Source organism: Zhengella sedimenti (assembly GCF_046506625.1).
GTDB lineage: Bacteria > Pseudomonadota > Alphaproteobacteria > Rhizobiales > Rhizobiaceae > Zhengella > Zhengella sedimenti.
The window spans coordinates 36,654-55,837 of the sequence record NZ_JBKFFP010000007.1 but is presented as its reverse complement, the minus strand read 5'-3'; the positions used below and the strand labels follow the sequence as shown (position 1 = coordinate 55,837).

Sequence of the window (19,184 nt, the reverse complement as noted above, 5' to 3'; positions counted from 1 at the left end):
TTTGGGTCGGAGCGGCTTCCATGTGCCTGCATCCCGGTGCGGCAAATCCGTGCCGGTACGGAATCAGCGCTTCATGTGGATGGTAACCCAGCCTTCGCGCCAGAGCGTCCTGGCATGGCGAAAACCCTGCCCACGATAAGCCGCGACAACACTTGCACGCTGGTGTGCCAGGATTCCGGAGAGAATGACCGAACCACCTGGCGCCAGGTGCCGGGCCATTTGCGGTGCCAGGCGCATCAGCGGCCTGGCAAGGATGTTCGCGACGACAAGGTCGAAGGGCTTCGACTCGATCATGGCGCGATTGCGGAAGCCAGTCGCCGTCAGGCAGGTCACCAGCCGTTCGACCGCATTGAGGCAGACGTTTTCACGCGCAACACGTATGGCGACCGGATCGATATCGGTTGCAAGAACCGGGATACGGGCATATTTCGCCAAGGCGATCGCCAGAACGGCGGAACCTGTCCCCAGGTCCAGCGCCTTGAGCGGCTTCTCCCTTCGCACCACCTGTTCCAGCATAATCAGGCAACCCGCCGTGGTGCCGTGATGTCCGGTACCGAACGCCTGTCCAGCCTCGATCTCGATGCCGATGTTTCCCGACCGGACCTTGTTGCGATCGTGCCGGCCATGCACCAGGAAGCGTCCGGCACGGACAGGCGCAAGCCCTTCGAGCGATTTGCTGACCCAGTCGATTTCGGGCAGCGCCTCTATGGCCGGCGCGCCGGCGATCCCGAGACTGTCCATGACAGTGGCGATGCGGCCCGGCACGTCGATGGGCGTGTCCTGATCGGCATAAACCGACACCTCGTGGATGTCTGCAGCCTCGTTGACCTCGAGCACGGCTATGGGAAGACCTTCATCCTCGAACAGCTGCTCCAACCGATCGCTTGCGGCATAGGCGGCGGTTCTTTCGGCGATGAAGTAATATCGGATCTGGTTCACGACTGATTGTCCGGTTGCGCGGCTGCTCCCGCTCCATTCCCGGCATCCCGTGTCCCGTTGTCCGGCTTGGGAGGGGCGAAGGAAAGGATCATGTCACCCGTCTGAGGCTTTCCGTCCGACGCCGTGGATGCAAAAACAAGTTGTCCCGATGCCTTGCGCCAAAGGATCATCCGCGCGCCTTCTGCCCGGGTTTTCAGATATTTGTCAAAGGGAAACTCATCCGTGATACGGGTTGCCTGGATGCCCCAGCCGCGCGTCATGTTGATCTGGAAGTCGAACCAGCCAAGCGCCGGTTCGCGGGTCAGCGGGCGCCCGCCCAGGGTGAAGTTCAGTGCCAGCCGTTCCGAGCGCTCCTTGGCGCTGCCGATCTGGAAAACATGGCTGCGGCCGACCTCCGGTCCGAGATCCGTGCATACAAGCGTGTTGTAGGCATCGTTCGGTGTCGCGGCGATGATGTTCTGGTAACGGTTCAATGCCAGCGAATGATGGGCATCCTCCGAAAGCACTTCACCGAAGTAGACGGGAATGTCGGCAAGGCGCGCCTCGCGGATACGGTCCCACTCTGTATCGGCAATTAGCACCGGCACCTTCAGTTCCTTGAGCTTTCGGGCAAGGCTGGTGGCGAAGCGCGAACCGCCGACAATGAGAACGCCCGGGCTTTCCGCGGATTTCAGACCGAGCATGCTGGCAAGGGGCGAGAGCGTGAAGCCATGTGCGATGATCGTCGTGACGACAACGACGAAGGCGAAGGCAACCATGAGCGGCGCGTCTTCGACGCCATTGTCGGCGAGTGCGGCGCCAAACAGGCCCGACACGGCCACTGCGACGATGCCACGCGGTGCAATCCAGCCGACGAACAGCCGTTCCTTGAATGAAAGACCCGTTCCCATGGTCGCGATGAAGACAGCGACCGGGCGGATCGCAAACATGACCAGGGCGACGAAAGCGGCCGCGTGCCAATCCAGCGCCATGATCGCGTCGACGTCAAGCGCTGCGGTCAACAGGACGAACAGACCGGAGACAAGCAGAATGGTCACGGTTTCCTTGAAACGGCGTATTTCTGCGAGGCTCGCGATGCGGGTATTGGCGAGCGTGATTCCCATCACGGTCACGGTAAGCAGTCCCGCTTCCTCAAGGATAAGGTTTGTCGCCACGAAGGCTGCCAGAACGGCAGCGAACAGGACAGGCACCTTCAGGTATTCCGGCACATGGCCGCGAATGAAGCTCCACGCAATGAAACGGCCCATCAGAATGCCGCCGGCGACGGCTGCAACAAAGGCGACGATGACCGAAACGGCAAGCCGGTCGGCATGGTGCGTCCCCAGCATGACGAGAAACAGTTCGAACGCAACAACGGCAAACAGCGCGCCGATGGCATCATTGACGATCGCTTCCCACCGCAGAAGCGATGCCGGACGTTGCGACAGCTTCGCCTGGCGCAGAAGGGGCATGATGACGGTCGGACCAGTCACGACCAGGATCGCACCAAGCACAGCGGCGGTCGGCCATGAGAGGCCTCCGACGAAATGCGCAGCAAGCGCTGTCATGACCCATATCAGCGGGCCTGCAACGGTGATCATCCGCCGCACCGCGGTCGACGTCTCGGATATCTCCTTGAAATTCAGCGTCAGTCCGCCTTCGAAAAGGATGATCGCCACGGCCAGCGAAACCGCAGGCCGGTACACGTCCCCGAAGTCGCGTACGGGATCGATGAAGCCTGTCACGGGACCAATGAGACCGCCGGCAATCAGCAGCAGCACGATCGCCGGCACGCGAATGCGCCAGGCGATCCATTGAGCGAGAATGCCGGCTGCCGCAATGCTGGCGAGCTTGAAGCCGACCAGTTCCATCCAATGATCTCCTGTAACCATCCGCCGGTACCGGCAGGGCTGCGAATCTACGGAGACCTCGATGAAGGTCAACCGGGCATGAATGAAGGATCTTCAGCCGTGTTTATCCGGCCGCAAGCCGCTTCAGCTTCGCCATGGCCGAGGCTGCGTCCTCGCCATAGGCGATCGTTCCCTCAAAACCGCCGCTGGCATTCAACAGCAGGATGGAAGCCGTATGGTCCATCGTGTAGTCCTTGCCTTCATTCGTCGGGATCTTCTTTGCATAGATCTTGTAGGCGCGAATGACCCTGGCGACTTCCTCCGGATCGCCGGAAATGCCTGTGACACGGTCGGTCACGTTGGTGATGTAGTCCTTCAGTGTTTGCGGTGAATCCCGTTCGGGATCGACCGAAAAAAAGAAGGCCTTCACATTGTCGGCTTCCGGACCCAATTGGGTAAGCCAGCCGTTCAGTTCATAAAGGGTCGTCGGGCAGACCTCCGGACAATGGGTAAACCCGAAGAAGAGTGCGACCGGTTGGCCACGCAATGCCTGTTCGGTGATTTCGTTGCCGTTCATGTCCGTCAGGGTGAAGGGGCCGCCGAACGCCTTGTCTTCCGTGTTCATGGCGTAATAGGCGGTGTAGCCGAGCACGCCCGTCGCAAGGACAACCGCCGCAAGGATTGCGTACAAAATACCGCGCATCATCATGATTTTCTTTCCGGAATCAGGATATTCAGAGGCACCACGAGAGGCCTGTCTCGGCCAGTGAGAGAAACAGCGCGGCGCCGTGGTCCAGCCAGGCGGCAAAAGCCAGCCCGAGCACAATGGCCGCGGCGGCGAGAATTGCCACCACGGGAAAATGGAACCCCACGTTCATCGATCGCGTCTGTTTCATGCGGGATATATACCGCGTCTGTCCCCATCCGGCAAAGGACGAAGCGTCGCGGTTTGCAGCATGGGGGCCATCACCCCATATGCTTTGGAGTAACATATGGAAGACATGCCGGGACGGCTGTCAGACGCGGAAAGGAACCGATCGATGAAAATGCACGGGACCATGCTGGCAGCAGCGATGCTGGTTTTGTCGGCAGGTGCCGGCGGCGCCAATGCGGAGCAAGTGGGCGAAGTCGGTGTGGACTGGCTTGGAAACGACATTCTCATCGAGGCAATCGCCGACCCGCAGATCGAAGGCGTCACCTGTCACGTCGCCTATTTCGACCGTGGCATCATCGATCGTCTTCAAAAGGGGAACTGGTTCGAAGACCCCTCCAACTCATCCATCGCCTGCCGTCAGACCGGACCGATCTCGATCGGTGCAATCGATCTTGACGAGGACGGAGAGGAAGTCTTCAAGCAGAGGCAATCGTTGATCTGGAAACAGCTTGTCGTGAAGCGGATCTATGACAAGACGCATGATACGCTTATCTACCTCGCCCATTCACGGCAGGTGCAGGACGGATCGGCCAAGATGTCGATCTCGACGGTACCACTCTATGGGCAGACAGTAACCTGGCGTGAAGGCAAGCCGGAATAGACGCCGGACGACGCCATCGAGCCTGAGGCTTTCGCATGACCAGCGATGACGACCTTGCCCTGCGATATCGCGCGAGCGAACCGAAGATACATCCCACGTCCAGCATGAAGGACTGCCGGCTTGCCCGTCATTGCGTCATTGGCGAAAGGGTCATCCTGCGCGACGTCCATCTCGGTCCGTATTCCTACTTTGAACGCAATTCCGAAGCCGCTCACGCCACCATAGGGGGGTTCTGTTCCATCGCTGCCAACACACGCGTCAACGCGCTGGAGCATCCCGTCGAGCGGGTCAGCAGTCACAAGATTACCTACCGGCCAAACGAGTATTTCCGATACCTGCCGGTGGACCAGGAAATCCGGCAGCGCAGGAAAGAAAAACGCGTTGTCATAGGGCATGACGTCTGGGTCGGCCATGGTGCGGTGATCATGCCGGGTGTCCGGATCGGAACCGGCGCGGTGATCGGGGCCAACAGCGTGGTCACCAGGGATATCGAGGCCTACACGATCGTCGCCGGTGCACCGGCGCGCATGATTCGCCGGCGGTTCGACGAAGGCGTCGCAAAGGCACTTCTCGATCTGGAATGGTGGAACTGGCCGGATGAGCGGCTCTTCGAAGCGATTCCCGACATGCAGCGAATGCAACCACTGGATTTTGTCGCAAAGTGGTCAGGATCCCCTGATTGCGGGCGGTGACCGGTCACCCGGATATGCATCATGTTGCGTTGCAGAATTGATTCTTGCAGATACATCTTGCAACCCTAGCCATGAATCCGTTCAACTCTGCGGCATAAAGGCGCGGAGGGCCCCTTCGTTCCAAGGGATGCGCCAATGGGAGGCTCGATATGTCCATGGCCGATTCGGATCAGCAACATGCAAAACCTGCAGGCGCCGCGAGCGGGATGCCGGAGGTCAACAAGGTCACGGTCGATGATCTCAAGGCTGTCCTGAGACAGGGACTGGCTGATTTCGGAAAGGCGCCTCTCTATGGAGTTTTCTTCGGCGGCGTCTTTGCAGTGGCCGGAATACTGATCGTCCTTGCCGTGACGCGATGGGACATGCCTTGGCTCATCTATCCCTTTGCCATCGGTTTTCCCCTGGTCGGACCATTCGCTGCGGTAGGCCTTTACGAGATCAGCCGCCGGCTGGAAAAGGGCGAACCGCTCTCGTGGAGTTCGGTTCTCGGTTTCGTCTGGCGGCAACGGTTCCGTGAATTGTCATGGATGGCTTTCGTGATGCTGTTCATCTTCTGGATCTGGATGTACCAGATCCGATTGCTGATCGCGCTCGTACTGGGGCGGATGTCTTTCTCGACACTGGACCGTTTCCTCGAGATCGTGCTTACGACGCCGACAGGATGGCTCTTCCTTGCCATAGGCCATGTCGTCGGTGCTGTCCTTGCGTTGATCATGTTCAGCGTCACGGTGGTCTCGATACCACTTCTCATGGAACGAGAACTGGATATCGTCACAGCCATGATCACGTCGTTCAAGGCGGTTCTCGCGAACCCGCCGGTCATGCTCGGATGGGGTGTGGTCGTCACGCTTGCCGTCATCGCGGCATCAATTCCGCTGTTTGTCGGCTTACTGGTGGTGCTTCCGGTTCTCGGGCATGCAACCTGGCATCTCTACAAGCGTGCCGTTAAGCCGGCCGTGGCCTGAGACCCGTTTGCCACGAACGGACCTGATCCCCGTGGTCATGGGACAAGGCAGTGACTGATCAATCCGGCAGGCAACGGTCGATCCAGTCCAACATCGCCGTGGCCACTGTTTCCGGTTGTTCGGCGATCGTGAAATGACCGGCTTCCTCGAAGATGACAAGCCTGGCATCCGGCATGGCGGCAGCCATTGCCTCATGGTCGGCCGGCGGGCTCCATTTGTCATGGCTGCCGGTGGCCACGAGAGCGGGGCAGGTGATGGTCGGCAAGACCGGACCTGCATCCGGGCGCGAAAGAAGTGCCTTGATCTGACGTTCATGCCCCTCTGGCGTCATGCGCTCGACCATGGCGCTCAGTGAAGCCATCAAGGCCACATCGGCATGTCGGGCGGGATGGACGAATGGCGGCAGCCAGTCGGCGGCCAACGCTCTCATGCCCTCGTCGTAAGCCAAGGCAACGCGCCGGGCGCGCAGTTTTTCCTCGCCCTGCTTGTAGGTTGTGGTGCCCGTATCGAGCACCGAGAGCCCGTGAATGCGTTCCTGAGCCTGGCGCCACATCTCGAAGGCAACCCGCCCGCCAAGCGAATGGCCAGCAACCAGCAAGGGGCCGGGTACCCGGTCCAGGATGTCGCGGGCCATTGCCGGAATGGTCTCCTGCGTCGTGATGTCGGCCATGACGACCGGAAGGCGACCGGCAAGCCGGCCGGGGATCGTGGACCAGCTTGCGTAATCGCACAACAGGCCGGGAATGAGTACGAGGACAGGTCGCGTCACGGTTCATGGCCTCCTTCGGCGAGCGCGGAGGCAGCGGCGACGGCCGATGCCCAGGCCCATTGGAAATTATAGCCTCCAAGCCAGCCGGTAACATCCACGGCCTCGCCAATGAAGTAGAGGCCCGGTTGATGTTTCGCCATCATTGTCCGCGATGACAGGGATTCAGTCGAGACCCCGCCGGATGTCACTTCCGCCTTGGCGAAACCTTCCGTGCCATTCGGGTGGAAAGGCCAATCCGAAAGCATCGATTCAATTGCAGCAAGCGTTTTGTCCGGAAAATCCGCCAAGTTTCCGGAACGATTGATCTTTTCAGCCAAGGCAATGGCAAGCCGCTCGGGCAGGCATGCGCCCAGAGCGGTCTTCAGTTGTGTCCTGGGGCGCTCGCGTTTCGCGTTCCGCAGCCAATCCGGCGGTTCATCCGGCAGGAAGTCTATCCGGATTTCCTCACCCGGTTTCCAATAGGATGAGATCTGGAGAATGGCAGGCCCGGAGAGGCCCTTGTGCGTGAAGAGCGCCGCTTCGCTGAACCGCACCTTGCCTGCGCGGGCTGTGACTTGTGCCGCGATGCCTGACAATTCATGAAACAGCGCATCGGTTGGCGGAAGCGTGAGTGGCACGAGGGCAGGGCGCGGCTCAACGACCCGGCAGCCAAACTGCCGCGCGATCTCGTAGGCCAGGCCGCTGGCGCCAAGCTTCGGGATCGAAAGCCCGCCTGTAGCCACCACAAGGGCCGGCGCGGACAGCGTTTCTCCATTGCGGGCAAGACTGAACCGGCTGCCATCGTGGCTGATGGAAGAAACCGCATGGCCCAGCAGAAGGGCAACCCGGTCCTTCGGACATTCGGCAAGCAGCATGTCGACGACCTGGCGGGCAGAACCGTTGCAGAAAAGTTGCCCCAGGGTCTTTTCGTGCCATGCAATGGCGTATTTCTCGATGAGGGCTATGAAGTCCGCGGGGCGATACCGGCCGAGGGCCGATTTTGCGAAATGCCGGTTGGCGGACAGGAAGTTCGCTGCCGTCACGTCGCGATTGGTGAAGTTGCAGCGGCCGCCGCCGGAAATGAGGATCTTCTTTCCGGGCGCGTTCATGTGGTCGACGAGTGCCACTTGCAGGCCAGCCTGACCAGCCTTGCCCGCGCACATGAGTCCCGCCGCGCCAGCGCCGAGTATGATGACGTCAAAATATCGACAGGAAGCCTGCATGCGTGTCTATGAGGCCTTCTTCACGAACTCCGTCCGCAACACCAAACCCTTGATCTGCCTTGAACGGACCTCGATCAAGGCAGGGTCGTCCGACAGGTGAATGTCCTTGAACACGGTTCCGCGCTTGACGACCGAGGAGGAGCCCTTGACCTTCAGGTCCTTGATGACGGTTATGCTGTCGCCTTCCGTCAGAAGGGCACCGTTGCAATCTTTCGTTTCCATCTCCGCGTCACTCCCCTGTGCCGGCGCAGTCGGACTTAGCCCTATTCGATAAAAATGGCGATAGGGCGGGGGAAACTATGCGCGGCAAGCAAATGGAAAGAGGCGGGTTCCTTCCGGATCCCGCCCCTTGCGTCCTGTCAGGAGGAAGCGGCCTCGAATGCCACGGCCGGTTCCTTTTCCGCGCCGTCAGGCGGCGAACTGGTTCATGGTATTTTCCTTGCCGCCGGCTTTCAGGGCGGCCTCGCCGGCGAAATACTCCTTGTGGTCATCGCCAATGTCGGAACCAGCCATGTTCTGGTGCTTGACGCAGGCGATGCCCTGGCGGATTTCCTCGCGCTGGACGTTCAGCACGTAGCCCAGCATTCCCTCGTCGCCGAAGTAGCGCTTGGCAAGGTTGTCCGTGGACAGGGCGGCCGTGTGGTATGTCGGCAGCGTGATGAGGTGATGGAAGATGCCGGCTTCGCGTGCGGCATCTGCCTGGAATGTGCGGATCCGCTCATCGGCCTCGATCGCGAGGTCGGTGGCATCATAGTCCACGCTCATCAACCGGGCGCGGTCATAGGCCGAGACATCCTTGCCCGCTTCCTTCCATGCGTCATAAACCTGCTGGCGGAAATTCAGCGTCCAGTTGAACGAGGGTGAATTGTTGTAGACCAGCTTGGCGTTGGGAACGACCTCGCGGATCCGCTTCATCATGCCGCCGATCTGGCCGATATGCGGCTTCTCGGTCTCGATCCAGATGAGGTCGGCGCCGTTCTGGAGCGAGGTGATCGAGTCGAGCACGCAACGGTCCTCGCCGGTTCCCGGACGGAACTGGAACAGGTTGGAGGGCAGGCGCTTCGGGCGCATAAGCTTGCCGTCGCGCTTGATGACGACGTCGGATGGCTTGAGGTCATCGACGCTCACTTCCTCGCAATCCAGGAAGGCATTGTACTGGTCGCCAAGGTCTCCCGGCTCGGCCGAGTAGGCAATCTGCTTGGTCAGGCCGGCGCCGAGGGAGTCGGTGCGGGTGACGATGATGCCGTCCTCGACCCCCAGTTCCAGGAACGCGTAGCGGCAGGCGCGAACCTTCTGCAGGAAGTCCTCATGCGGCACTGTCACCTTGCCGTCCTGGTGGCCGCACTGCTTTTCGTCGGACACCTGGTTTTCGATCTGCAACGCACAGGCGCCCGCCTCGATCATCTTCTTGGCCAGGAGATAGGTGGCTTCCGCATTGCCGAAGCCGGCATCGATGTCGGCGATGATCGGGACGATATGGGTCTCGTGGTTGTCGATCCTGTGCTGGATTTCCGCGGCCTTGTTGGCGTCGCCGGCATTGCGGGCGGCGTCGAACTCGCGGAACAGCTGGTTCAGTTCGCGTGCATCGGCCTGGCGCAGGAAGGTATAAAGTTCCTCGATGAGAGCCGGAACGGACGTCTTTTCATGCATCGACTGGTCGGGAAGCGGCCCGAATTCCGAGCGGAGGGCGGCAACCATCCAGCCCGACAGGTAGAGATACCGGCGCTTGGTGGTGCCGAAGTGCTTCTTGATGGAGATCATCTTCTGCTGGCCGATGAAGCCGTGCCAGCAGCCCAGCGACTGGGTGTAGTTGGCCGGATCGGCGTCATAGGCCGCCATGTCCTGACGCATGATCTTCGCCGTATAGCGAGCGATATCGAGGCCGGTCTTGAAACGGTTCATGGCCTGCATGCGCGCGACGGATTCGGCGTCGATGGCGTTCCAGGTGCCGTTCTTGCTCGTGATGAGCGAGCGGGCCTTCTCGATGTCCTGAGAATATGACATTGCAGATGTCCTTCTTTCCTATGACAGTGCGGTCAAGTTGTAAAACCTGTCACGACCTCGCCGGCACTTTTCCCGCCGGCATCGAGCGTTCGGGTGTTTCAGATCTGGAAATGCATCAGCCCCGTCCGGTTGTCACGGAAACTCTGGTTGCGGTGCACCAAAATCGTGTCAGCCTGTGTCAAGACCTGTCAATTTGCCTTGTAAACGAGTCGGCATTTTTACAAGTGCCGAAACGGTTCCGGGTTGTTTGCTTTTTCGTTGGCTTTGGCGCATTAGGGCAGACGTGTGCATTCAATCGGCGTGTTTCCATGAAGCCGTTTCTCATCATTCAGCTGCGCCCGGAAGCCGAAGCCTCCGACAACGAGTTCGAAGCCTTTCTGGAAAAGGGCGGTCTTGCTCCGGGGCGAGTTCACAGACTTAGGCTCGAGCGCGAAACGATGCCTCGCGACATGGATCTGTCCGCCTATGCGGGAGTGATCGTGGGCGGAGGCCCGGGTTGCGTCTCGGATCCGCAGGACGAAAAGCCGGACATGGAGCGGCGCATCGAGGATGAGGTGATGAGTCTCATGCCGGCGATCACCGCGCGGGACATCCCGTTTCTTGGCTGCTGCTACGGCATCGGCATTCTTGCGCACCATCTCGGCGGCCGGGTCTCAAAGGACTGTTATGGCGAGCCGGTGGGCGTGACTCGCGCAGTTCTGACCGGGGAAGGGCGGAACGATCCGGTGCTGGCCGGCTTGCCTGACGCGTTCGACGCCTTCGTCGGGCACAAGGAGGCCGTGCAGGCCCTGCCGCCGGGCTGCGCGCACCTTGTATCGGGCCCTGACTGCCCATTCCAGATGATCCGCCACGGCCAGAACGTTTATGCGACGCAATTTCATCCGGAAGCCGATGGCGATGTCTTTGCCCTGCGTATCCGCATCTACCGTGACAAGGGCTATTTCCGGCCTGAAGATGCAGACGCCCTCACGGCCAGAGCGCGCAAGGGGAATGGACAGGCCAGCGCGAGGATATTGCGGAATTTCGTCGAGAGGTATGGATAGCGAGGTCGCGGTCCGGCCCCACTATCCCGTGCCTGCGGGCCAGTGGCCTGCCGAAACGGACAGCTTCATTTCCCCAGCCGGTCGATCATCGTCATGATTCGTGAGGTCACGAACGGATCGGTTGCTATGGACAGGTGGCCCTTCTTCTCCTTCATTGAGCCCGGGCCGCCGTCCATGCCCCGTTTGCCCCGGAAGTTGTATTGGTTTATCTGCGTCTTGCGGCGATCCTGTGCAACAAGCAGCGGTTTGCGCGAGCCTTCGAACTGGTAGAAATTGTCAACAATTCCGACGGCGGGCGCGACCGGTTTTGGATCCGGCGCGTCGATCACCGCCGCATAATCAATCCTGACGCCTTCTCTTGCGAGTGCCTGTAAAATCGAGGTTACGGCGTTTCCGCCAAGGGAATGACCGACCAGCGCGATCTTCACCCCCGGCCTTTTTCTCTTCTTCTCCGTGATTTCACGAACGATACGGTTTGCCGCCTGATAGGAGGTCATTTCGACATTGTGCCCCCTCTTTCGGATTTCGCTTGCGAGCGGATACATCACGTTTGGGAACAGGAAGCCTGCGAGACCTCGCATCACGTATACGTCGGCTGCGCGGGCGTTGGATGCCAGGACAAGCGCAACAAACAAAAATGCTAACGAAATGCTAGATTTACGCACATTTTCCTCCCCGGCCTTCATGTGATTCCGGGACAATAACGGGCATAAAAATCAGTTTGAACTAAAAAATCATGCCCTATCCAGAAAACTGTCGAGGACACGCTTCTGCCCAGCCTTGTCGAAATCGACAGTAAGCTTGTTGCCGTCCACCGCCGCGACATTGCCATTACCGAATTTCAGATGGAAAACACGGTCGCCGACCGAGAAGGCCGAGGGCGTGTCGCTCACCGATTTGGCGACAAGTTCGCCCTCGATTGTCCGGATGCGCGGCGATCCGCGACCGGCGCCACGGCCGGAGTCCGGTTCGCCGTAGCCGATACGCTCGACGGCATGACCCGAACGATTGCCCCAGTTGCGGGAGGTCGCTTCGGTCCGGTTGGCCTGGGCGCGTTGCCATCCGGGCGTTGCGTAGGTGTTTGAAAATGCCTCCCCGCCCATGCGGTCGAACCGGCTTTCCCCATAGGGATTGCGTCTTGCGCCATACTGGCCCATCGAGCCCGCGCCGTAGCCGCCGTAGGACGATCCGGTCTCGGCCACTTCGACATGAGATTCCGGGAGTTCGTCAAGGAAGCGCGAGGGAATCGTGGACTGCCACAGGCCATGGATGCGCCGGTTGGAAACAAACCAGATGTGGAGATTGCGCTTGGCCCGGGTCAGCCCGACATAAGCAAGCCGCCGTTCCTCCTCCAGGCCGGACCGTCCCCCTTCATCCAATGCACGCTGGTGGGGGAACAGGCCTTCTTCCCAACCGGGCAGGAAGACCGTGTCGAATTCCAGGCCCTTGGCCGAATGCAGCGTCATGATGGAGACCGCATCCAGTTCCTCGGCCTGCTCGGCATCCATCACAAGTGCAATGTGCTCGAGGAAAGCGCGAAGGGATTCGTAATCCTCCATGGACCGGATCAGTTCCTTGAGGTTTTCAAGCCGACCTGGCGCTTCGGCGGAGCGGTCGTTCTGCCACATCGCGGTGTAGCCGCTCTCGTCAAGGATCTGTTCAGCCAGTTCGGTATGCGGCGTGTTGTCCAGCAGGCCCTGCCAGCGGCGGAAGTTGTCCACCACCTCGCGAAGGGCGGCGCGCGGCTTGGGCTTCAATTCCTCCGTGCCGACGAGATCGGCCGCGGCCTGCAGCATGGGACAGGCGCGCGCGCGCGCCGTGTCGTGGACAAGGCGGATGGTTGCTTCGCCGAGACCGCGCTTCGGCGTGTTGACGATGCGCTCGAAGGCCAGGTCGTCGGCCGGCTGGCAAACGACGCGGAAGTAGGCAAGCGCATCGCGAACTTCCATGCGCTCATAGAAACGCGGCCCACCGATCACCCTGTAATTCAGTCCCAGCGTGACAAAACGGTCCTCGAATTCCCGCATCTGGAACGATGCACGTACGAGGATGGCCATGTCGTTCAAACGATGCCCCTTCGTCTGAAGGGCTTCGATCTCTTCGCCGATGGCGCGGGCTTCCTCCTCGGAATCCCACGCGGCATGCACCTGAACCCTGGGATCATCCGGATCGGCCATCTCGGTGAAGAGCGTCTTGCCGAGCCGGCCTTCATTGTGCGCTATCAGGTGCGAGGCTGCGCCGAGGATGTGCGCTGTCGAACGGTAGTTCCTCTCCAGCCGGATGACCCTGGCGCCGGGAAAGTCCTTCTCGAAGCGCAGGATATTGTCCACCTCTGCTCCGCGCCAGCCGTATATCGACTGGTCATCGTCGCCAACGCAGCAAATATTGGGCAGCCGCTTGGAAGTTCCTTCATCTCCCGTCGAGGATGAACGGGACGGCACAGGCCGCTGTGCAATCAGGCGCAGCCACATGTATTGTGCCGTGTTGGTATCCTGGTACTCGTCCACCAGGATGTAGCGGAACCTGCGGTGGTAATCGGCCAGGACATCCGGATTCTCGCGGAATAGGCGAATGGGCAGGCAGAGCAGGTCACCGAAATCGACCGCGTTCAGCGTCTTCAGCCGCTCCTGATAGGCAGCGTAGAGTTCGCGTCCCTTGCCATTGGCAAAGGATCGCGCGTCACCCCCGGCAATCTGGGCAGGGTAGAGGCCCTTGTTTTTCCAGCCGTCGATCATCTGGGCGAACTGCCGGGCAGGCCAGCGCTTGTCGTCGATCCCTTCGGCCTGGATCAATTGCTTCAGAAGGCGGATCTGGTCGTCGGTATCCAGAATGGTGAAATTGGATTTCAGTCCGGCCAGCTCGGCATGGCGGCGCAGGATCTTGACCCCAATGGAATGAAATGTACCCAGCCATGGCATGCCCTCCACGGCTTCGCCGACAAGCATGGCGATGCGTTCCTTCATCTCGCGTGCGGCCTTGTTGGTGAAGGTCACGGCAAGGATCTGTGAAGGGAAGGCGAGCCCGAGATTGAGGATATGGGCAATCCGTGTGGTCAGCACGCGGGTCTTGCCGGTGCCGGCGCCGGCAAGGACGAGAACCGGTCCCTCGGTTGTCTCGACAGCCTCGCGCTGCTCCGGGTTCATCGTGTCAAGATAAGGCGCGGCGCGGCGGTCGCGTTCACGGGCAGCCATGGCACGGGCAGCGATACCGCCGGCGCGCGAAGGTGCCGGTGATCCGTCAAAAAACGGAATGTCGTCGTCATCAGGAAAGTCTGTCATTGCCCTGCAATGTAGCGATTCGACAGCAAAAGACCAGAACAGAGCGCAAACAGACGGCCGATGCCGAGCCTCATTTGCGGGCTTTTTCCTGTTGCGACAACCTGCGATCGGTGAAATTCAACCGGTCTGCAGCTATCTTGTTCACCAGGGCCGCCATGTCGGGATCATTGTTGACCAGGGACTCCAGCTCAGTCAGTTGATTCATCGCTATAAGGCGAAGGATGTCATCGCGCGGACTGCCATCCTTGTGCCTTGGCAGACGCGACACCGGCTGGATAAGATCGGCGCCGCCACGTGACATGCGGAGGCGTTGCAGGCGTTCCAGTTCCAGCGGATCGACCCCTTCGGGCGCCTCGACGAACGCGTAAAGACCGACGCCCTTCCGTGGAAACGGGAAAACAGCCAGGGCAACGTCAGTTACCGCAGGATGCTGCATGAAGGCGGAATTGATACCCGGTGATTCAATATCCATCCGGTCCCCCGTGCCTTCGCCATCAGACCAGCGCAACAGTCCGCGGGTAAAGAAATTGTATAGCGGCTTGAAGGTGACCAGCCAGATCCGCGACGGCAGGGAGCGGCGGCCGAGCATGCGGACTTCCCTGGGTGTCAGCAGACCTGGCGCAAAAGCGCGCTTCTGCTTGATCAGGTGGCGGCGGTCCTCATAAGCCATTAGCCGGAACAATCGCCCCCTCCGCTTGTGCAGCATCGCAAGCTGAAAATCGATGATGCCAGCCGAGCCGTCGGGCAAGACGAGCCAATTCTGCGGCTTGGCAATGTCGTTGTGTGTAACGCCGCGCCGGTGAATTTCCAGGATGAGACGCCTCGCGTCGCGGTACCAGAGTGGATCAACCGGGCGAGCGAGCTGGAGCGGTGTGCCTTCAGCCCAGCGGCGGAATATCCCGTCCTCGTCGACAGACAGGAGTTCGGTCGTCCCGGCAATGCCCCTGACTGCTTCAAGCGCCCTGACTTCCCGGCGCGCCAGCCACCATGCCAGCGGTCTGCTCCACCAGGGCGTTGCCGTCACCATGCGCCGGACCACCTGTTCGTGCGGATTGCCGGCGAAGTGTCCCTTGTGCGTTTCGGAAAAGATGTCGCGCTTGAGTATGGCTGTGGAAACGAATGTGGGCATGAAAGTCGCCATCGATGCTTCCGGGTTCAACAATGTTTCAAGACCCTGGTCAGACAGGGCACAACAGGCCCGTCATTTGTGTTCCTCTTCACTGGCGGCGACAAGGGCGCGGTTGAAATATGTGAGCGCCTTCACTTGTGTCGCCCAGGCGATGATCTTGTCGGGATTGCGCGGGTCGATAACGGGAAGCCGTGAATAGCCGCCCGCATCGAAGGCGCGTAATGCCATTTCCAGGGAATCGCTCGGGCGCAAGCGTGGCGCCCGGGATTCCGGATCGATCTCCTGGCTTTCCTCCTCGCGCCGCTCGTCCATGAAATCGGACACCCTGGTTGTCGTCGTCACCGTACGGTGCGGGCCATCGGCGACAAAAAGGCCGCGCATCTCGAGCTGCCATTGAAACCAGGAATGTCCGTGAATGGCGTGGGTGACGCCCTGCGCGACTGCAACGGTCAGGAGCAGTGCGATGGAGAGGGCATAGCCGCCGGTCAGTTCGAACACGATCATTGCCGTGGAAACCGGAGCACCGAGGACAGCACCGGCAACTGCGCCCATGCCAAGCACGGCGTAGAGCCCCTGCGAGGATGCGAGGTCGGGAAATACCGAAGCAGCGATCAACCCGAAGGACGAACCGGTCAGAGCGCCGAGATAGAGTGCCGGCGAAAAGATGCCGCCTCCGAACCTTGATGCAAGGGTGATTGCAGTGGCGGCTGTCTTGGCGACAATGAGAACCAGCATCAGCGACAGGTCCATCTGGTTGTGCAGTGCCTGGTTGGTGATGTCATAGCCCACACCCAGGACCTGGGGCAGGAATATTCCCAGCGCACCGACAATCGCGCCACCAAGAACAGGGCGCGTCCAGAGCGGAATCGTGATCTTGCGTGCAACGAAGTCCGCGGCAAACAGGGCTATCTGAAACAGGATCGCCGCAAAGGCGGCGGTTATTCCGAGCAAGGCGAAGGCAGGGAATTCCCAATAGGACGTAATCTGGACCTCAGGGACAGAGAATGCTGCATCGTTTCCGAACCAGAGGCGTGAAAGGACGGCGCCGGCGGTGGATGAAATGACGATCGGAACCAGCGATCGCATGGAATAATGCCCGAGGATGACTTCGTGGGCGAAAAGGACTCCGGCGATCGGCGCGTTGAAGGAAGCGGATATGGCACTGGCCACGCCCGCGCCCAGAAGTGTACGGCGGCTCCATGGGGGCAGATTGAAACGTTCGGTCAGCGCACTGGCCAGCGTTGCGCCGAGATGGACGACCGGACCCTCTCGTCCCGCGCTCGCCCCTGATCCCAGCGAGACCGCGGTGATGAGGGCCGACCAGGCACCGTCGCGCTTGGACAGTTTGCGGCCCGACAGGGCGCGCGCCTCGATCACGTCGGCAACGCCACCTGTCCGCTTTGTCGAAATCCGGTCGAGCATCAGTCCGACAGCAAGACCGCCCACGACCGGACCGATGAAGACCTGCCAGGCGGGCATGGACTTGGCGACGGTGTAGAGAAACTCGCCGCCAAAGCCGATCCAGAGATACTGGAAAAAACCGATCCCTTCGCGAAAGAGGATCGCAAGCACAGCCGAGCCTACCCCGACCACAAGGCCTATAAGCCACACGGCCGGTTCCCGGTCACCGAGAAATGCCGTGACGTTCGGCCTCAGCCAGTTGCCGACCAGTGTTCCGATTCGGATGAGCGGAGAAGGGAGCGGCAACGCTTGTTTCCGTTTCTATCGCGGCGATGCCGGTTTGCGCTGCAAGGCGATTGCGCGGCCCACCCGTTCGGGGACAGGGAGTGTTGCATGTTCAGCCTGCATGGCCTGCACCTTTTCCAGGACGTCCTCGGGAAAGGGCGCTACGCGTGGCCCGCTCATGTCGATGTGGAGAGACAAGGCTTCGCATGTGGCGGCAAGCCAGCCATCCTCGTGGCGGACTTCCTGATAGACCCGGATCCGCTTGTCATCATGGTCGATCAACTGGAAGCTGACCGTGACCTTGTCACCTTCGTGGAGTTCCCGGACATAACAGATGTGGATCTCGGCGGTGAAAACACTCATCGAGCGCTCGCGCACATAGTCTGCGCTCACGCCGAATTCAGCGAAGGCCTCATCCGCGCAACGATCGAACAGGACGTTGTAATAGGCCATGTTCATGTGGCCGTTGTAGTCGATCCAGCCCGGCTCGACCGAAAAGACAGATGAGATGAAAGGTTCCTGACTGGCCATTTTCCCTCCATTGGCACCGCCACTGGCCGCGATCCTCTGGTGCGACATGCTTTTCTGGCGTATCCGGTCATGCCAGATTGCATGCGGCATGCACAAGCCGGGCTCGGCGGCTTGCCGTCTCGATGCGAAAATAAACGGGAGAAAACGTCATGGCGCTCGCAGATCTTCACGCCGTCGAACGGAATGAGGCGGGAATTGCAACGGCGCTGGGAATCCTGAAGCAGCGGTTCGGGGAGCGTTTCCAGACCGGCCAGTCGTTCCGTGAGCAGCATGCCCATACGATGACCTATCTGCCGTCCCAATTGCCGGACGGCGTCGTGTTTGCGCAATCGTCGTCCGATGTCCGCGATGCCGTCCAGATATGCATTGACCATCGCGTTCCGATCATACCTTTCGGCACGGGGACATCGCTCGAAGGCCATGTCAATGCGCCCGGCGGCGGGATTTCCGTCGACTTGTCGCGCATGAACCGTATTCTTGCGGTCAATCAGGATGATCTGGATGTCATCATCGAACCAGGCGTCACCCGTGAGCAACTGAATGAACATTTGCGCGACACGGGCCTGTTCTTTCCCATCGACCCAGGCGCCAACGCGTCGCTGGGAGGTATGGCGGCGACGAGGGCATCGGGAACGAATGCGGTCCGCTATGGAACCATGCGTGAGAACGTTCTTGGGCTCACTGCCGTCATGGCAAATGGGCGTGAAATCACGACGGCGAAACGGGCCCGGAAGACGTCGGCGGGTTACGACCTGACACGTCTGCTGGTCGGATCGGAGGGAACTCTCGGCATCATCACCTCCCTGACGCTCAAGCTCTATGGCATACCGCAGGCGATTTCCGGGGGCGTGTGCCCTTTCCCCACCCTGGAAGCCGCCTGCCAGGCGGTCATCATGACCATCCAGATGGGGATTCCGGTTGCTCGGATCGAATTGCTTAACGCGCTTTCGATGAAGTCGCTGAACGCCTATTCGCAACTGGACTATCCCGAAAGCCCCTGCCTTTTCGTCGAGTTTCACGGCTCGGAAACCGGGGTCAGGGAACAGTCTGAAATGTTTGGTGAAATTGCCACCGACCTGGGCGGCGGCCCGTTTCTCTGGACGACGGTCGCGGAGGACCGGAACAAGCTCTGGAAGGCCCGCCACAACGCCTATTTCGCCGGCCTTGCATTGCGGCCGGGATGCCGCGGCATTTCCACCGATGTCTGCGTGCCGATTTCACGCCTTGCCGAATGCGTGGCGGAAACCGAAGCCGACATTGCCGCGCATGGTCTGATCGCACCCATCGTCGGTCATGCGGGAGACGGCAACTTCCATGTTCTCCTCCTCCTTGACATGGAGAATGCAGCCGAAATCGAGGCGGCCGAAGCTTTCGTCGAGCGCCTGAACCTGCGGGCCATCGCAATGGAGGGAACCTGCACCGGCGAGCATGGCATCGGCCAGGGCAAGCAACGTTTCCTGCAACTGGAACTGGGCGCGGCTGTCGATACGATGCGCGCCATCAAGCAGGCGCTCGATCCTCTCAACATCATGAACCCCGGAAAGGTGATGCCGCCGGCATGACGCCATGTTCCGGTCACCTT

At 60.4% G+C, this 19,184-nt stretch carries 18 protein-coding genes; 5 read left to right on the top strand and 13 right to left on the bottom strand.

The window, feature by feature from the left end:
- Positions 1 to 63: 63 nt before the first annotated feature.
- From ACLB6G_RS17475 to ACLB6G_RS17460, 4 genes are all read right to left on the bottom strand, one after another.
- Positions 64 to 939 (bottom strand): 50S ribosomal protein L11 methyltransferase, encoded by an 876-nt coding sequence (locus ACLB6G_RS17475; RefSeq protein ID WP_410357495.1) that lies wholly within the window; start codon positions 937 to 939, stop codon positions 64 to 66.
- A complete protein-coding gene (locus tag ACLB6G_RS17470; RefSeq protein WP_410357494.1) occupies positions 936 to 2,789 on the bottom strand; it encodes a cation:proton antiporter in 1,854 nt (617 codons plus the stop codon). Before ACLB6G_RS17470 ends, ACLB6G_RS17475 begins: the two co-directional genes overlap by 4 nt.
- A gap of 103 nt (positions 2,790 to 2,892) precedes the next feature.
- Positions 2,893 to 3,474, bottom strand: coding sequence for an SCO family protein (locus ACLB6G_RS17465; RefSeq protein ID WP_410357623.1), 582 nt, complete (start codon positions 3,472 to 3,474; stop codon positions 2,893 to 2,895).
- Positions 3,475 to 3,502: 28 nt separating this feature from the next.
- Positions 3,503 to 3,664: a hypothetical protein gene (locus ACLB6G_RS17460; protein ID WP_410357493.1), complete on the bottom strand. Its 162-nt coding sequence runs from the start codon at positions 3,662 to 3,664 to the stop codon at positions 3,503 to 3,505.
- Positions 3,665 to 3,814: 150 nt separating this feature from the next.
- On the opposite strand from ACLB6G_RS17460, the gene ACLB6G_RS17455 reads away from it, so the two are divergent.
- The 3 genes from ACLB6G_RS17455 to ACLB6G_RS17445 all read left to right on the top strand — a co-directional run bounded on the left by ACLB6G_RS17455 (position 3,815) and on the right by ACLB6G_RS17445 (position 5,960).
- Complete coding sequence (locus tag ACLB6G_RS17455; protein ID WP_410357622.1) at positions 3,815 to 4,303, top strand: CreA family protein; 489 nt, start codon at positions 3,815 to 3,817, stop codon at positions 4,301 to 4,303.
- 35 nt (positions 4,304 to 4,338) lie between these two features.
- The gene (locus ACLB6G_RS17450; protein ID WP_410357492.1) at positions 4,339 to 4,995 is read left to right on the top strand and encodes a DapH/DapD/GlmU-related protein; all 657 of its coding nucleotides are present in this window, start codon (positions 4,339 to 4,341) and stop codon (positions 4,993 to 4,995) included.
- 155 nt (positions 4,996 to 5,150) lie between these two features.
- Entirely contained in the window at positions 5,151 to 5,960 is an 810-nt protein-coding gene (locus ACLB6G_RS17445) for a DUF2189 domain-containing protein (RefSeq protein WP_410357491.1), read from the top strand.
- Between the two features lie 58 nt (positions 5,961 to 6,018).
- Here ACLB6G_RS17445 and ACLB6G_RS17440 read toward each other — a convergent pair whose 3' ends face one another.
- From ACLB6G_RS17440 to ACLB6G_RS17425, 4 genes are all read right to left on the bottom strand, one after another.
- On the bottom strand, positions 6,019 to 6,729 hold the full coding sequence (locus tag ACLB6G_RS17440; RefSeq protein ID WP_410357490.1) for an alpha/beta fold hydrolase: 711 nt from the start codon (positions 6,727 to 6,729) through the stop codon (positions 6,019 to 6,021).
- Complete coding sequence (locus tag ACLB6G_RS17435) at positions 6,726 to 7,931, bottom strand: BaiN/RdsA family NAD(P)/FAD-dependent oxidoreductase (protein ID WP_410357489.1); 1,206 nt, start codon at positions 7,929 to 7,931, stop codon at positions 6,726 to 6,728. Before ACLB6G_RS17435 ends, ACLB6G_RS17440 begins: the two co-directional genes overlap by 4 nt.
- Before the next feature lie 6 nt (positions 7,932 to 7,937).
- Positions 7,938 to 8,153, bottom strand: coding sequence for a PhnA domain-containing protein (locus ACLB6G_RS17430; RefSeq protein WP_410357488.1), 216 nt, complete (start codon positions 8,151 to 8,153; stop codon positions 7,938 to 7,940).
- Between the two features lie 186 nt (positions 8,154 to 8,339).
- The gene (locus tag ACLB6G_RS17425) at positions 8,340 to 9,935 is read right to left on the bottom strand and encodes an isocitrate lyase (RefSeq protein ID WP_410357487.1); all 1,596 of its coding nucleotides are present in this window, start codon (positions 9,933 to 9,935) and stop codon (positions 8,340 to 8,342) included.
- Between ACLB6G_RS17425 and ACLB6G_RS17420 the strand changes: the two genes are divergently transcribed.
- Entirely contained in the window at positions 9,929 to 10,978 is a 1,050-nt protein-coding gene (locus ACLB6G_RS17420) for a glutamine amidotransferase (protein ID WP_410357486.1), read from the top strand. The two genes, ACLB6G_RS17425 and ACLB6G_RS17420, sit on opposite strands and share 7 nt — an antisense overlap.
- Positions 10,979 to 11,043: 65 nt before the next feature.
- Here the strand turns inward: ACLB6G_RS17420 and ACLB6G_RS17415 are convergent, their stop codons facing one another.
- The 5 genes from ACLB6G_RS17415 to ACLB6G_RS17395 all read right to left on the bottom strand — a co-directional run bounded on the left by ACLB6G_RS17415 (position 11,044) and on the right by ACLB6G_RS17395 (position 17,602).
- Positions 11,044 to 11,664 carry an alpha/beta hydrolase gene (locus ACLB6G_RS17415; protein ID WP_410357485.1) on the bottom strand — a complete coding sequence of 207 codons (621 nt, stop codon included), beginning with the start codon at positions 11,662 to 11,664 and terminating at the stop codon, positions 11,044 to 11,046.
- Positions 11,665 to 11,712: 48 nt separating this feature from the next.
- Positions 11,713 to 14,256 (bottom strand): ATP-dependent helicase, encoded by a 2,544-nt coding sequence (locus ACLB6G_RS17410; RefSeq protein WP_410357484.1) that lies wholly within the window; start codon positions 14,254 to 14,256, stop codon positions 11,713 to 11,715.
- A 70-nt stretch (positions 14,257 to 14,326) separates the two neighbouring features.
- Positions 14,327 to 15,397, bottom strand: a complete 1,071-nt coding sequence (locus tag ACLB6G_RS17405) for a serine/threonine protein kinase (protein ID WP_410357483.1) — start codon at positions 15,395 to 15,397, stop codon at positions 14,327 to 14,329.
- Between the two features lie 60 nt (positions 15,398 to 15,457).
- Positions 15,458 to 16,996 (bottom strand): chloride channel protein, encoded by a 1,539-nt coding sequence (locus ACLB6G_RS17400; protein ID WP_410357482.1) that lies wholly within the window; start codon positions 16,994 to 16,996, stop codon positions 15,458 to 15,460.
- A 111-nt stretch (positions 16,997 to 17,107) separates the two neighbouring features.
- Positions 17,108 to 17,602, bottom strand: a complete 495-nt coding sequence (locus ACLB6G_RS17395; RefSeq protein WP_410357481.1) for a thioesterase family protein — start codon at positions 17,600 to 17,602, stop codon at positions 17,108 to 17,110.
- 149 nt (positions 17,603 to 17,751) lie between these two features.
- On the opposite strand from ACLB6G_RS17395, the gene ACLB6G_RS17390 reads away from it, so the two are divergent.
- Positions 17,752 to 19,164 carry an FAD-binding oxidoreductase gene (locus tag ACLB6G_RS17390; protein WP_410357480.1) on the top strand — a complete coding sequence of 471 codons (1,413 nt, stop codon included), beginning with the start codon at positions 17,752 to 17,754 and terminating at the stop codon, positions 19,162 to 19,164.
- The last annotated feature ends 20 nt before the right edge of the window (positions 19,165 to 19,184 follow it).

Coding starts and splice junctions, on each gene's coding strand:
- ACLB6G_RS17470 (WP_410357494.1), bottom strand. CDS start 2,789: ATGGAACTGGTCGGCTTCAAGCTCGCCAGCATTGCGGCAGCCGGCATT.
- ACLB6G_RS17465 (WP_410357623.1), bottom strand. CDS start 3,474: ATGATGCGCGGTATTTTGTACGCAATCCTTGCGGCGGTTGTCCTTGCG.
- ACLB6G_RS17460 (WP_410357493.1), bottom strand. CDS start 3,664: ATGAAACAGACGCGATCGATGAACGTGGGGTTCCATTTTCCCGTGGTG.
- ACLB6G_RS17455 (WP_410357622.1), top strand. CDS start 3,815: ATGCACGGGACCATGCTGGCAGCAGCGATGCTGGTTTTGTCGGCAGGT.
- ACLB6G_RS17450 (WP_410357492.1), top strand. CDS start 4,339: ATGACCAGCGATGACGACCTTGCCCTGCGATATCGCGCGAGCGAACCG.
- ACLB6G_RS17445 (WP_410357491.1), top strand. CDS start 5,151: ATGGCCGATTCGGATCAGCAACATGCAAAACCTGCAGGCGCCGCGAGC.
- ACLB6G_RS17435 (WP_410357489.1), bottom strand. CDS start 7,931: ATGCAGGCTTCCTGTCGATATTTTGACGTCATCATACTCGGCGCTGGC.
- ACLB6G_RS17430 (WP_410357488.1), bottom strand. CDS start 8,153: ATGGAAACGAAAGATTGCAACGGTGCCCTTCTGACGGAAGGCGACAGC.
- ACLB6G_RS17420 (WP_410357486.1), top strand. CDS start 9,929: ATGACATTGCAGATGTCCTTCTTTCCTATGACAGTGCGGTCAAGTTGT.
- ACLB6G_RS17425 (WP_410357487.1), bottom strand. CDS start 9,935: ATGTCATATTCTCAGGACATCGAGAAGGCCCGCTCGCTCATCACGAGC.
- ACLB6G_RS17415 (WP_410357485.1), bottom strand. CDS start 11,664: ATGAAGGCCGGGGAGGAAAATGTGCGTAAATCTAGCATTTCGTTAGCA.
- ACLB6G_RS17410 (WP_410357484.1), bottom strand. CDS start 14,256: ATGACAGACTTTCCTGATGACGACGACATTCCGTTTTTTGACGGATCA.
- ACLB6G_RS17405 (WP_410357483.1), bottom strand. CDS start 15,397: ATGGCGACTTTCATGCCCACATTCGTTTCCACAGCCATACTCAAGCGC.
- ACLB6G_RS17395 (WP_410357481.1), bottom strand. CDS start 17,602: ATGGCCAGTCAGGAACCTTTCATCTCATCTGTCTTTTCGGTCGAGCCG.
- ACLB6G_RS17390 (WP_410357480.1), top strand. CDS start 17,752: ATGGCGCTCGCAGATCTTCACGCCGTCGAACGGAATGAGGCGGGAATT.